The following is a 12,736-nucleotide window of genomic DNA, read 5'->3' as shown; positions in this document are numbered from 1 at the left end:
CCCACCATGGCCTTACCAAAGAAAGCCCAGATCATCAGTGCCGTGTTGCTCGTCGGGGCAATCGGCGGCGTGCTGTATTTCAATCGTCCCGAATCCAGTGCATCGATCCAGTCCACGGACGATGCGTACGTCCACGCGGACTTCACCACGGTCGCGCCACAGGTATCGGGCACGGTTGAGACGGTGCTGGTCGAAGACAATCAGCCGGTCAACAAAGGCGACCTGCTGGCAACCCTCGATGACCGTGATTTCGTTGCCGCCGTGAACGCCGCCAAAGCCCAGCTCGCCAGCGCCCGTGCCGGAGTCGCCAGCTTGCAAGCACACCTGATCCAACAGGACACCGTCATACGCCAGGCACAGGCAGCGGTCGCCGCGGACAAGGCTGCGCTCAAGTTGGCCAAGGTCAATCATGCCCGTTATCGCAACCTGGCCACCGACGGCTCGGGAACCGTGCAAGCGCAGCAACAGGCCGAAGCGCAATTGAGCGTGCAACTGGCCAGTCGGGATAAAAGCCAGGCGGGTCTTCGGGCGGCTCGCCAGCAGGTAGACGTTCTCAAGGCCGACCTGGAAAAAGCCAAGGCAACCCTCGCCCACGCGCAGGCTGCGCTGGACCTCGCGAGACTGAAGCTGTCCTATACCCGAATCACCGCACCGATCAGCGGCACGATCGGGCAAAAATCGGTGCGCATCGGGGCTTTCGTCAACGCGGGAAAACCTTTGCTGGCAATCGTTCCGCTGGAGGCCGTGTACATCAGCGCGAACTTTCGCGAGACACAACTGGCCCGCGTCAAGACAGGTCAAACCGTGGAAATCGAGGTGGATGCGTTACCGGGCGAGGCGCTGCAAGGCACCGTACAAAGCCTGGGACCGGCCAGCGGCGTCAGCTACTCGACCGTGGCACCGCACAATGCCACGGGCAACTTCACCAAGATCGTCCAACGCTTGCCGGTGCGCATCCGCATCGATCCCGACCAGAGCGCTGCGGCAAAACTGCGGGTAGGCATGTCGGTCACACCGAGTATTCGTATCGGTGAATGATAGCTGGGACTGCCGGGTGCGAAGCGGCCGGAATTTTGCTCGGATGACTTGCGGCAGAGGGATCTGATCCGGATGGGGTATGCACGGCCAGAATCGCCTCCCCCCTCAGTGGCTAGTCGTAAAACGGCTCAACCAAGGTCCGACTGCCAAGAAAAAAGCTGTCCGCCACCAGACGCAACGGCTGCAGGTCCAGGTCGCTGGCCTGGTCAGCAATCAACTGCTGGAAATGCCGATACACCGCCGCGTATTCACCTTCCTGGGAAACGGTCTGGCGAACGCCGTCGATGCTCAGCACTGCCCCACCGTTGTCCAGACGCAGGAGGCCTTCGGTGCAGCGAATCTCGATGCTCCAGAGTTCGTCGTGACCGTGGTCGAAATCGAACTCCGCGCGGACATCCAGGTGTTGCGCATCGGACATCTTGATGCTGGCGGCGATCGGCGATTGGCAGTTACTCGGCACGCGCAGTTCGGCGGACTCAACGAACAGCGGCAGCGCCAGCAGATGGGTCACGATTGAAAACGCGTTGATGCCGGGATCGAAAACACCCAGGCCTCCAGGCTGCCAGATCCAGGCTTGGCCGGGGTGCCACTTGCGTACGTCTTCCTTCCAGTCGATCTTGACGCTTTGCAGGGTGCGGCTGGCGAGCCAGTCACGGGCCGCCTCGATGCCGGGCGCGTAGCGTGAATGCCAGGCGAACAGACCACTGACACCTTGCTCGCGTACCTGATCCACCAACGCCATCGCTTCACCCAGCGTGGCGCAGGGCGGCTTTTCTACCAGCACGTGTTTGCCCGCGGCCAGCGCTTGTTGCACCAATGCGAATCGCCCTTGCGGCGGTGTGCAAAACGCAATCGCATCGACCTGCGGGCCGTTTTCAAGCAGCTCGCCCAGGGACCGGAAATTCTCCACACCGGCGCAGGGCTGCCCTTGGGTGGCGACAGACACCAACTGGAACGCAGGGTTGGCGAGGATAGCGGGAACGTGTTGATCCTGGGCAATCTTGCCGTAGCCCACCAGACCGAGACGAATCGGTTGCATCGATGACTCCTGATTATTTTTGTACTTTTGATGGGCCAGCAAACTAGCGGTAAATCGCGTGGCCGACAATGGCTCGCCACACATGCGCTTGATTGTCGTGAGCGCTACAGCACACGCTTCACGCCTGCCGCGGTTCGCAGGGCGCGCTCATGACGTTGGCAATCCTGCCCAAGAACGGCTCCAGGCGTTCACCTGGCGCGTCGTGCTCCACCACCAGGGCGGTAACTTCTTCACACGACGCCACCTGATAGTGGGCAATGCTGGAGAGTTTTTCATTGGTCACGGCCACCACCACCTGACCGCTCGCCGCGACGACCGCGCGCTTGAACTCCGCGTCATCCAGGCCGAACGCTGTGATGCCATTGTCCGGGTCGATGGCGCAAGCGCCGAGAAAACACAGGTCAACATTGAACTGCCGCAGTTGCTGCACAGCCGCCAGCCCGATCACTCCGCCCGACGCCGTGTTCACGCGTCCGCCCAACAGGATCACCTCGGCGCAGGGCAGCTTCATCAGTTGCACGGCAATCAACGGCGAATTGGTGCTCAGCGTCAGCTTAAGGCGTGGATCGATGGCGCCGGCAATCGCCAGGTTGGTCGAGCCGGCATCGATGAACACATGCTGGCCCGCCCTCAGCAACGAGGCCGCCGCCAAACCGAGACTGTCCTTGCGCTCGACGTTCTGTCGTACTCGAACGGCCATCGGCCGTTCCACGGCCGGCAACAGGATCGCGCCGCCATAGACGCGCTTGCATAACCCCGCCGCCGCCAATACGCCAAGATCGCGCCGTATCGAGTGCTCGGAGACATTGAATTCGCTGGCCAGATCGGCCGCAATCACCCGACCATACAGGGCCAGACGCTCGCTGATCCGTTGCTGGCGTTCACCGGGGAACACTTCGTGAGTTGAAGTCATGGTATCTATAACCTTCATAAACGAGCACTAATTATCACTAACGAGCAAATATGCCGATTGCAGAGCCTCTCGTCAAACCTCAACGCCGGGGCAGCGGACCCAAGTGAATCTGCCCCCTCTTCCCCACAGGCAAAAAAAACCCCGCCACCGAATGCGGTGCGGGGTAAAAAAATGGTTGGTTGCGGCCAACCAAAGGAGCACGGTGAAAAACCTGTATGGGCCGGCCTCAGATGCAGTCCTGTGCGGCACGTTCAAAACTCGAAGGCAGGAAGCTAGAAGCCAACAGACGCCGCTCGTAGATGAATACCTTGCCACCGTTCCCGGCCTTGTAGGCTTCCAGCACGTTGTCCGCCGACACCTTGCTTGGCACCACGATCCGGTAGCTGCGTTGGGACTGGGAGACGGTCGGGCTCATCGCGTGGTCCTGCAATTTCGGCACGACACAGTCGGCGTACTGGGCCGGCGTCTTGCTGGTCTGCAAGGTCAGGGTCGGGTCGTTCGGCGCGCTGGCACAACCGGCGAGCAACAAGGAGGCAAACGCCATGGAAGACGCAAATAAAAGGCGCATTGGTCTGGTCCTGAAAATAAAAGGTTGGTTCATCAGGCAACGGAACTGCGTTACGGGTTGCCACCACTGCCAGGTACATCTGGTGTGTGGCGGTCAGATGAGTGAAACCTCATCGCCCCAACTGCTTGAGTTACCTGTTCGATGGGGGGATTTTCCAGGCATTGCCGACAAAACAGAACTTGTGTTTCGTAATGATCACTATTGCTTCCAGCAATAATTGCGGGCGGTGAAGACCGGTTCAGTGGCCTGTGCCGCCCCCCTGCTGATATTCGCGGGGCGTACAGCCAAACTCTCGACGAAACACCGTGTGCAGGTACTGCGCCGATTTGAAGCCGCAGTTCTGGGCGATGTCGGCAATCGCCGAGTCGGTGTTTTCCAAGCCCTGGGCGGCGGCGGCCAGTTTGAAGCGCAGGATCTCGTCGTGCACGCTGCAGCCCCGCGCCTTGCGAAAGTGCGCTTCCAGGGAGGAGCGCGACACGCCCACATAGGCCGCCACCTGAGCGGTCTTGATGCCCTGGCAGGCATATTGGCGAATGAACAGCAGCGCTTGCATGACGTAAGGGTTGCCTAACGGTTGGTGCAGACTCGAGGCCTGGACGTTGATCGCATCCGGAGGTATCAGCACCTGCGTGCCCGTGGACGGCATGCCGTGCAGCATCTGATGGAGCAGGCGCGCGGCGGTCCGCCCCATGGTTTCGGTGCCCTGGATCACCGAACTCAGCGGCACCCGCGTCAGGGTGCGGGTCAGGGGGTCGTTGTCGATGCCGATCAGTGCCACCTGCTCCGGCACGGCGATTCCGGCGGTCAGGCAGGCCTGCAGCAGTTGCCGGGCACGGGCGTCACTGACGGCGATAATACCGATGGGTTTGGGCAGGCTTTGCAGCCAGGCGATCTGTTGTTCGACGGCGCTGTCCCAGAGCGGCGCGCTGGTGCCCATGCCGCGATAGACCTCGGCGTGCAGACCATCGCGTTGCAGCAGCCGGCGAAAGGCGTTTTCCCGTTCCTGGGCCCAGCGATTGGCTTGTGCTTGCGGCAAGCTGAAGCAGGCAAAGCGCGTCAACCCGGCCTCGATCAAGTGCTCGTACGCCAGCTTCATCAAGGCCTCATTGTCGGTGGCGACATAGGGAATGCCCTTCGGATAAGCGCGCTCATCCTGGTAAGAGCCGCCCACCGCCACCACCGGCAAGCCGATCCCGGTCAGCGCTTCGCCGATCAGCGGGTCATCGAAGTCGGCAATGATCCCGTCGCCCTGCCAGCGTTCGATGCCTTTCAACCGACAGAGAAAATCTTCCTCAAGGAACAGGTCCCAGGACGCGCGGGTGCTGCTCAGGTAGTTGCCGATGCCGCTGATGATGCCTCGGTCGTAGATCTTGCTGCCGTTGAACAACAACGCAATGCGGTGAACGGGCGGGACGGTTTTCATGGTTTTTACCCTGGGCCGATGACCACAGACTAGGCGCGTGACCGTCGGATCTCAATACTCAAAATCGCACTGTGCCTTGGTGATTTTCATAATCAGCGGCCACCGGGCCGGCGTTAGTATCGATACACCGCCAAGAACAATAAGGAAATCGCCCATGTCGTACTTTCCCGCCATCGACAAGGTTCGCTACGAAGGCCCCGCCAGCGCCTCGCCTCTTGCTTTTCGCCACTACGACGCCGACAAACTCGTGCTCGGCAAGCCCATGCGCGAGCACCTGCGCATGGCGGTGTGCTACTGGCATACCTTTGTCTGGCCGGGATCCGATGTGTTCGGCGCCGGCACCTTCCAACGCCCGTGGCAGCATGCCGGCGACCCGATGGAACTGGCCATCGGCAAGGCCGAAGCGGCCTTCGAGTTCTTCTCCAAACTGGGCATCGACTACTACTGCTTTCATGACACCGATGTCGCCCCGGAAGGCCACTCGCTGAAGGAGTATCGCAACCACTTCGCGCAGATGGTCGACCACCTGGAGCGTCACCAGGAACAAACCGGGATCAAGCTGCTGTGGGGCACCGCCAACTGCTTCAGCAACCCGCGCTTTGCCGCAGGCGCCGCCAGCAACCCGGACCCGCAAGTGTTCGCCTGCGCCGCCGCCCAAGTGTTCAGCGCGATGAACGCCACCCTGCGTCTCAAGGGGGCCAACTACGTGTTGTGGGGCGGTCGTGAAGGTTACGAGACCCTGCTCAATACCGATCTGAAACGTGAGCGCGAGCAACTGGGCCGCTTCATGGGCATGGTGGTCGAGCACAAGCACAAGATCGGTTTCAAGGGCGATCTGCTGATCGAACCCAAGCCGCAGGAACCGACCAAGCACCAATACGATTACGACAGCGCCACGGTGTTCGGCTTCCTGCAACAGTTCGGCCTGGAAAAGGAGATCAAGGTCAACATCGAGGCCAACCACGCGACCCTGGCCGGGCACAGTTTCCATCATGAGATCGCCACAGCCGTCTCCCTGGGGATCTTCGGCAGCATCGACGCCAACCGTGGCGATCCGCAGAACGGCTGGGACACTGACCAGTTCCCCAACAGCGTCGAAGAGATGACCCTGGCCACCTATGAAATCCTCAAGGCCGGCGGGTTCAGCAATGGCGGCTTCAACTTCGACTCCAAGGTCCGTCGTCAGAGCCTGGACGAGATTGACCTGTTCCACGGCCACGTCGCGGCCATGGACGTCCTCGCCCTGGCCCTGGAACGTGCAGCGGCGATGGTGCAGAACGACCGCCTCCAGCAGTTCAAGGACCAACGCTACGCCGGCTGGCAGCAACCGTTCGGTCAGGCGGTGCTGGCGGGTGAGTTCAGCCTCGCTTCACTGGCCGAACACGCCTTCGACAACGAGCTCAATCCACAGGCTGTGAGTGGTCGGCAAGAGATGCTCGAAAACGTGGTCAACCGGTTCATCTACCCCTGACACCAGGCCCCGTTCGCTGCGCAGAGGTTGTTACATTCTCGCGACAAATCTCTGCTCGCGGCACGCCGGGAGTCTCTACAGTTCTACCCGCATCACGTTCATCGTCAGGCAGTGTCTTTCGAACAACAATAAAAGGACGCACCACCATGAAAAAACTGAAACTCACGCTGCTCGCCGGCGCCCTCGCCCTGCTCTCGCTTCCGGTCATGGCCGACGCCACCAACCCGAAAATCGGTTTCTCCATCGATGATCTGCGCCTGGAACGCTGGTCGCGGGACCGTGACTATTTCGTCGCGGCGGCGGAAAAAATGGACGCCAAAGTCTTCGTCCAGTCGGCCGATGCCAACGAGCAGAAACAGATTTCCCAGATCGAAAACCTCATCTCCCGTGGCGTCGATGTGATCGTCATCGTGCCGTTCAACGCCACCGTGTTGACCAATGCCGTGGCCGAAGCAAAGAAAGCCGGGATCAAGGTGGTGTCCTATGACCGACTGATCCTCAATGCCGACATCGACGCCTACATTTCCTTCGATAACGAAAAAGTCGGCGAGATGCAGGCCAGCGGCGTGTTGAAAGCCGCGCCCAAGGGCAACTACTTCTTGCTCGGCGGCGCGCCCACGGACAACAACGCCAAGGTCCTGCGCGAAGGCCAGATGAAAGTGCTGCAACCGGCCATCGACAAGGGCGATATCAAGATTGTCGGGCAACAGTGGGTCAAGGAATGGAACCCCACCGAAGCCTTGAGCATCGTTGAAAACGCCCTGACCCGTAACGACAACAAGATCGATGGCATCGTCGCCTCCAACGACGCCACCGCAGGCGGTGCCATCCAGGCACTGGCCGCGCAGAAAATGGCCGGCAAGGTGCCGATCTCGGGCCAGGACGCCGACCTGGCAGCGGTCAAGCGAGTGATCGACGGCACCCAGACCATGACCGTCTACAAGCCGCTGAAACTGATCGCCACCGAAGCGGCCAAGCTCTCGGTGCAACTGGCGCGTAACGAGAAACCCACCTACACCTCGCAATACGACAATGGCAGCAAGAAAGTCGACACCATCCTGCTCACCCCGACCCCGTTGACCAAGGACAACATCGACCTGCTGGAAAAAGATGGGTTCTATACCAAGGCGCAGATCGCTGGGCAGTGATCCTGGGACAACCCTGGGTTGGATGAGACCTGTGGGAGCGAGCCTGCTCGCGATAGCGGTGGTTCAGTTTGCATCGATGTTGTATGTGCTGCCGCCATCGCGAGCAGGCTCGCTCCCACAGGGGCTTTGCTTGGCTAGCTGCATCTGAGATGCCTGGCCCCAGGGCTGTCACCACCTCTGCCTATGTGTGAGCCCTTTTCATATGAGCCCTCGCCATGTCCGACTACCTGCTGCAAATGAACGGCATCGTCAAAAGCTTCGGCGGTGTCAAAGCCCTCAATGGCATCGACATCAAGGTCAGGCCGGGTGAATGCGTCGGCCTGTGCGGTGAGAACGGCGCCGGTAAATCCACGCTGATGAAAGTCCTGTCGGCGGTCTACCCGTACGGCACCTGGGACGGTGAAATTGTCTGGGACGGACAGCCACTCAAGGCGCAGTCCATCAGCGAAACCGAAGCCGCCGGGATCGTCATCATTCATCAGGAACTGACCCTGGTCCCCGACCTGTCGGTGGCCGAAAACATCTTCATGGGCCATGAGCTGACGCTGCCCGGCGGACGCATGAACTACCCGGCAATGATCCACCGTGCCGAAGCCCTGATGCGTGAACTCAAGGTGCCGGACATGAACGTCTCGCTGCCGGTTTCACAATACGGCGGGGGTTACCAGCAACTGGTGGAAATCGCCAAGGCGCTGAACAAACAGGCGCGCCTGCTGATTCTCGATGAACCCTCCTCGGCCCTGACCCGCTCGGAAATCGAGGTGCTGCTGGACATTATCCGCGACCTCAAGGCCAAGGGCGTCGCCTGCGTGTATATCTCCCACAAGCTCGATGAAGTGGCCGCCGTATGCGACACCATTTCGGTGATCCGCGACGGCAAACACATCGCCACCACCGCCATGACCGACATGGACATCCCGAAGATCATCACCCAGATGGTCGGACGAGAAATGAGCAACCTCTACCCCACCGAACCCCATGACATCGGCGAGGTGATTTTCGAGGCGCGCCATATCACCTGCTACGACGTCGACAACCCCAAACGCAAACGGGTCGACGACATTTCGTTCGTCCTCAAGCGTGGGGAAATACTCGGCATCGCCGGGCTGGTCGGCGCCGGTCGCACGGAACTGGTGTCGGCACTGTTCGGCGCCTACCCCGGCCGCCATGAAGGCGAAGTCTGGCTCGACGGCCAACCGATCGACACGCGCACGCCCCTCAAGTCAATCCGCGCAGGCCTGTGCATGGTGCCTGAAGACCGCAAGCGCCAAGGCATCATTCCCGACCTGGGGGTGGGCCAGAACATCACCCTGGCGGTGCTGGACAACTACTCGAAAATGACCCGTATCGACACCGAAGCGGAGTTGGGCAGCATCGACCGGGAAATCTCGCGCATGCACCTTAAGACCGCGAGCCCGTTCCTGCCAATCACCAGCCTCTCCGGCGGCAACCAGCAAAAAGCCGTGCTGGCCAAAATGCTGCTGACCCAACCGCGCGTGCTGATTCTCGATGAGCCGACCCGGGGCGTGGATGTCGGCGCCAAGTACGAGATCTACAAGCTGATGGGCGCGCTGGCCGCCGAAGGCGTGTCGATCATCATGGTGTCCTCGGAACTGGCCGAAGTGCTGGGGGTGTCCGACCGCGTGCTGGTGATCGGCGAAGGCCAATTGCGCGGTGATTTCATCAACCACGAACTCACCCAGGAACAGGTGCTCGCCGCCGCCCTCAGCCACCCCGAAGACCATAACAATAATGATCGGAAGTCCGCGTAGATGAATCAGGTCAAGCAACTCTTCAGCCGCTACAAAATGCTCGCGCTGGTGATCGCCGTGGCGGTGATCTGGCTGTTTTTCAGTTGGCAGACCGAGGGCGGGTTCCTGACCCCGCGCAACCTCTCCAACCTGCTGCGGCAGATGTCCATCACCGGGATTCTGGCCTGCGGCATGGTGCTGGTGATCATCAGCGGCGAGATCGATCTGTCGGTGGGTTCACTGCTTGGATTGCTCGGTGGCCTGGCGGCGATTCTCGACGTGATCTATCACATCCCGCTGCTGGCGAACCTGAGCCTGGTCGCCTTGTGCGGCCTGGTGATTGGCCTGGGTAACGGCTACATGACCGCCTACCTGCGCATCCCGTCGTTCATTGTCGGCCTGGGCGGCATGCTCGCCTTTCGCGGCATTCTGCTGGGGATTACCGACGGCACCACCATCGCCCCGGTGTCACCGGAGCTGGTCTACATCGGCCAGGGTTATTTGCCGCACTCCGTCGGCACGGGCCTGGGCGTGCTGCTGTTTGCCTTAACCCTGTTCCTGACCTGGAAACAGCGGCGCAATCGCGCCCTGCATGGCCTGGCGGCCCACTCTCTGGTGCGTGACGTATTGCGCGTGGTGCTGATCGGCGCAGTGCTGGCCGGGTTCGTCTATACCCTCAACAGCTACGACGGTATTCCGGTTCCCGTGCTGCTTCTGCTGATGCTGCTCGGCGTGTTCAGCTACGTCACCAGCCAGACCGTGTTCGGGCGACGGGTCTACTCGGTGGGCAGCAACATGGAAGCCACACGCCTGTCCGGCATCAACGTGCAGGCGGTGAAGCTGTGGATCTTCGGCATCATGGGCGTGATGTGCGCCCTGGCGGGCGTGGTCAACACCGCACGCCTGGCCGCGGGCTCACCCTCGGCCGGCAGCATGGGTGAACTCGACGCCATCGCCGCCTGCTTCATCGGCGGCACCTCCATGCGCGGCGGCTCCGGCACCGTCTACGGCGCCCTGCTCGGCGCGCTGGTGATCACCAGCCTGGACAATGGCATGTCCATGCTCGACGTCGACAGTTACTGGCAGATGATCGTCAAGGGCAGCATTCTGGTGCTGGCGGTGTGGGTGGATGTGAGTACACGCACGGGGCGGCGTTGACCTGTATGCGTCACTTGCTGGCGGAAGCCATCAGCACGCCAAAGCCCAGGAAAGTGACGCCCGACAGCTTGCCGACAAGCCTGGCGCCCTTGTTTGTGGAGAGCCAGCCTCTTGCGGCCTGGGCCATCAGGGCATACCCGCAATGCACCACTACAACCAGTAAACTGTAAGACGACACCAGCAAGAAGAACTGGCTGTAGTAGTCACCCGCCGGCTTGATGAATTGGGGAAATACAGCCAGGAAAAAGAAACCCGCCTTGGGGTTGAGCAACTGGATTGACAACGCTTCGATAAAACGCCGCCAAGGACGTGGCGACGTGGCGTTGAGTTCGGGAATAAAACGCTGGGTACGCCACATCTTGATGCCCAGGTACAACAAGTACAGCGCGCCGATGTATTTGAGCACCGTGAAGGCTGTCGCCGAGGCAGCCAGGATCAACCCCAGGCTACTGGCGCAAATGCCCGCCACGATAAAAGCGCCGGAGGCGATCCCGACGATACCCGGCAGCGAACCGCTCCAGCCATGACGCAAGGCATTGGAAATCGTCAACACCACGCCCGGACCTGGGCTGAGCACGGTCAGGGTCGCCAGAATCAGAAAAACCCCGTAACTGGCCATTAATCACTCCACGTTGAAAGGCGCATTGAACCGGCCTGCAGATTGGCGTGGCGATGCGACGCTGACAAACGCTTTAATTGCACCGCTGATGTGACTAAATTAGACGCATGATTGCCGACCTCCCCCCGTTGAATGCCGTCCGTGCCTTCGCCGCTGCCGCTCGCCACCAGAGTTTCAGTCGCGCAGCCGAAGAACTGCACGTCAGTCACAGTGCCGTCAGCCGGCACATCAAGCTGCTTGAAGAACGCCTGGGCGTGCTGCTGTTCGAGCGTCGAACCCGGCAGTCTGTGCTCACGCCGGCGGGCCAGAGCTTTTACGAACAGGTCAACGTGGCACTGACACAGATTGCCAACGCCGCCACAACCCTGAGCCGCAGTGCTGCCCTGCGCAAGGTCACCATTAACGTGCGTCCATCCTTTGCGGTGCGCTGGCTGATTCCGCGGTTGCCTGAGTTCATGGCGCTCCATCCGGACATCAAGCCCCAAGTGCTCACCCGCACGCAGCCGCCGGATCAATCGGGAGAAACGTTTGATGTGGTCATCCGCCGCGGACATTCCGGCTGGCCGGCCACCGTCCAACCCCAGGTATTGCTGGAGGATGACCTGCTGCTGGTCGCCGCTCCGTCGCTGCTGCAAGGCGTGTCGCTGAACAACGTCCACGATCTGGCCCGGCACACGCTGTTGTCAGGCAGAACCCGCAGCAGCGACTGGCAGACGTGGGCAAAGCACGTCGGCATCAAACGATTTGGCAACCCGCCAACCCTGCAGTTCGATCACATGCATCTGGTGCTGCAAGCCGCCGTCGATGGCCTGGGCGTGGCCTTGTGTCCGGCGTCGCTGCTGGGTAAAGACTTGTTGACCGGGCGCCTGGCCTGTCCACTGCCATCCTTGCGCCTGCCGTTGACCCGCTACTATTACGGCGTCTCCCCGCAGGCCATGGCCGAAACGCAGATTTTCGTCGATTGGATGCTCTCTCATATCCGGCAGGATGCGACGGCCCTGACGCCAGAAACGGATACCTGCCCTTGATGCTGCCGGACCGATTTTCGGCCGAAGGGCTCAGCCCCAAGGAGACCCAGTGATTGATTCAACGGACGAACTGGCGATACGCCAAATCTCAGCGCTCCCCCAGGAAATCCAGGTGCTCGAAGCCCAGGCAATAACAGAAGGCTTCAGGTTTCTTACGCGCTTGGTTGAAGAATGGAAGAACGGTTACAACCGATTCAATCAACCCGGTGAAGGCCTTTTTGGCGCCTTCCGTAATGGGCAACTGATCGGCATCGGCGGTCTTTCTTATGATCCTTACGCCGGAGCGGAAATCGGCCGGCTGCGCAGGGTATACATCATGCCCGCCGCCAGAGGCCAGCACGCAGGGAAGGCACTGGTACAGCACCTTCTGGCCTATGCGGCGCTGAATTTCCAAGTCGTGCGCCTGTCCACGGATACACCGCAGGGTGCCGAATTTTACCTGCGCTGCGGATTCCAGCAGGTCGAGGATGATACGGCGACCCATGTCATGTCATTTGTAGATGCCAGGTAACGCTCACCTTCTGGTGCTGGCGGTAAGGGTGAATGTGAGTACGCGGACTGGGCGGCGTTGACCGGGCAC

General features: G+C 60.8%; 12 protein-coding genes. 7 read left to right on the top strand and 5 right to left on the bottom strand.

Translation table 11 applies throughout. The annotated features are described in order from the left end of the window. Positions 1 to 6 precede the first annotated feature (6 nt). Complete coding sequence (locus MKS85_RS11905) at positions 7 to 1,038, top strand: HlyD family secretion protein (protein ID WP_139050506.1); 1,032 nt, start codon at positions 7 to 9, stop codon at positions 1,036 to 1,038. Positions 1,039 to 1,150: 112 nt separating this feature from the next. Here MKS85_RS11905 and MKS85_RS11900 read toward each other — a convergent pair whose 3' ends face one another. The 4 genes from MKS85_RS11900 to MKS85_RS11885 form a co-directional block, all read right to left on the bottom strand. After that, positions 1,151 to 2,077, bottom strand: a complete 927-nt coding sequence (locus tag MKS85_RS11900; RefSeq protein WP_047228922.1) for a Gfo/Idh/MocA family protein — start codon at positions 2,075 to 2,077, stop codon at positions 1,151 to 1,153. Between the two features lie 118 nt (positions 2,078 to 2,195). Further along, positions 2,196 to 2,990, bottom strand: a complete 795-nt coding sequence (locus tag MKS85_RS11895) for a DeoR/GlpR family DNA-binding transcription regulator (protein ID WP_076385256.1) — start codon at positions 2,988 to 2,990, stop codon at positions 2,196 to 2,198. A 226-nt stretch (positions 2,991 to 3,216) separates the two neighbouring features. After that, complete coding sequence (locus tag MKS85_RS11890) at positions 3,217 to 3,558, bottom strand: lipoprotein (RefSeq protein ID WP_047228920.1); 342 nt, start codon at positions 3,556 to 3,558, stop codon at positions 3,217 to 3,219. A 238-nt stretch (positions 3,559 to 3,796) separates the two neighbouring features. Beyond that, positions 3,797 to 4,981 carry a XylR family transcriptional regulator gene (locus MKS85_RS11885; RefSeq protein ID WP_047228919.1) on the bottom strand — a complete coding sequence of 395 codons (1,185 nt, stop codon included), beginning with the start codon at positions 4,979 to 4,981 and terminating at the stop codon, positions 3,797 to 3,799. Positions 4,982 to 5,135: 154 nt separating this feature from the next. On the opposite strand from MKS85_RS11885, the gene xylA reads away from it, so the two are divergent. The 4 genes from xylA to MKS85_RS11865 all read left to right on the top strand — a co-directional run bounded on the left by xylA (position 5,136) and on the right by MKS85_RS11865 (position 10,509). Then, positions 5,136 to 6,452, top strand: a complete 1,317-nt coding sequence (gene xylA, locus MKS85_RS11880; protein ID WP_310662897.1) for a xylose isomerase — start codon at positions 5,136 to 5,138, stop codon at positions 6,450 to 6,452. A 146-nt stretch (positions 6,453 to 6,598) separates the two neighbouring features. Continuing rightward, on the top strand, positions 6,599 to 7,600 hold the full coding sequence (gene xylF / locus MKS85_RS11875; protein ID WP_047228917.1) for a D-xylose ABC transporter substrate-binding protein: 1,002 nt from the start codon (positions 6,599 to 6,601) through the stop codon (positions 7,598 to 7,600). 215 nt (positions 7,601 to 7,815) lie between these two features. Further along, complete coding sequence (xylG, locus tag MKS85_RS11870; protein WP_047228916.1) at positions 7,816 to 9,372, top strand: D-xylose ABC transporter ATP-binding protein; 1,557 nt, start codon at positions 7,816 to 7,818, stop codon at positions 9,370 to 9,372. Further along, positions 9,373 to 10,509, top strand: coding sequence for a sugar ABC transporter permease (locus MKS85_RS11865; protein WP_047228915.1), 1,137 nt, complete (start codon positions 9,373 to 9,375; stop codon positions 10,507 to 10,509). A gap of 10 nt (positions 10,510 to 10,519) precedes the next feature. On the opposite strand, the gene MKS85_RS11860 is transcribed toward MKS85_RS11865, so the two are convergent. Next, complete coding sequence (locus MKS85_RS11860; protein ID WP_047228914.1) at positions 10,520 to 11,128, bottom strand: LysE family translocator; 609 nt, start codon at positions 11,126 to 11,128, stop codon at positions 10,520 to 10,522. A 107-nt stretch (positions 11,129 to 11,235) separates the two neighbouring features. Here MKS85_RS11860 and gcvA point away from each other — a divergent pair, with 107 nt between their 5' ends. Next, a complete protein-coding gene (gene gcvA / locus MKS85_RS11855) occupies positions 11,236 to 12,156 on the top strand; it encodes a transcriptional regulator GcvA (RefSeq protein ID WP_047228913.1) in 921 nt (306 codons plus the stop codon). Positions 12,157 to 12,205: 49 nt separating this feature from the next. After that, on the top strand, positions 12,206 to 12,667 hold the full coding sequence (locus MKS85_RS11850; protein WP_047228912.1) for a GNAT family N-acetyltransferase: 462 nt from the start codon (positions 12,206 to 12,208) through the stop codon (positions 12,665 to 12,667). The last annotated feature ends 69 nt before the right edge of the window (positions 12,668 to 12,736 follow it).

The organism is Pseudomonas sp. JL2 (assembly GCF_031570495.1).
GTDB classification, from domain to species: Bacteria; Pseudomonadota; Gammaproteobacteria; order Pseudomonadales; family Pseudomonadaceae; genus Aquipseudomonas; species Aquipseudomonas rhizophila.
This window is presented reverse-complemented; position numbering and strand designations above follow the sequence as displayed.

Bases quoted from the DNA above. Each gene is read 5' to 3' on its own strand.
- MKS85_RS11865 (WP_047228915.1), top strand. From the start codon at position 9,373: ATGAATCAGGTCAAGCAACTCTTCAGCCGCTACAAAATGCTCGCGCTG.
- xylG (WP_047228916.1), top strand. From the start codon at position 7,816: ATGTCCGACTACCTGCTGCAAATGAACGGCATCGTCAAAAGCTTCGGC.
- gcvA (WP_047228913.1), top strand. From the start codon at position 11,236: ATGATTGCCGACCTCCCCCCGTTGAATGCCGTCCGTGCCTTCGCCGCT.
- MKS85_RS11890 (WP_047228920.1), bottom strand. From the start codon at position 3,558: ATGCGCCTTTTATTTGCGTCTTCCATGGCGTTTGCCTCCTTGTTGCTC.
- MKS85_RS11895 (WP_076385256.1), bottom strand. From the start codon at position 2,990: ATGACTTCAACTCACGAAGTGTTCCCCGGTGAACGCCAGCAACGGATC.
- MKS85_RS11905 (WP_139050506.1), top strand. From the start codon at position 7: ATGGCCTTACCAAAGAAAGCCCAGATCATCAGTGCCGTGTTGCTCGTC.
- xylF (WP_047228917.1), top strand. From the start codon at position 6,599: ATGAAAAAACTGAAACTCACGCTGCTCGCCGGCGCCCTCGCCCTGCTC.
- MKS85_RS11900 (WP_047228922.1), bottom strand. From the start codon at position 2,077: ATGCAACCGATTCGTCTCGGTCTGGTGGGCTACGGCAAGATTGCCCAG.
- xylA (WP_310662897.1), top strand. From the start codon at position 5,136: ATGTCGTACTTTCCCGCCATCGACAAGGTTCGCTACGAAGGCCCCGCC.
- MKS85_RS11885 (WP_047228919.1), bottom strand. From the start codon at position 4,981: ATGAAAACCGTCCCGCCCGTTCACCGCATTGCGTTGTTGTTCAACGGC.
- MKS85_RS11860 (WP_047228914.1), bottom strand. From the start codon at position 11,128: ATGGCCAGTTACGGGGTTTTTCTGATTCTGGCGACCCTGACCGTGCTC.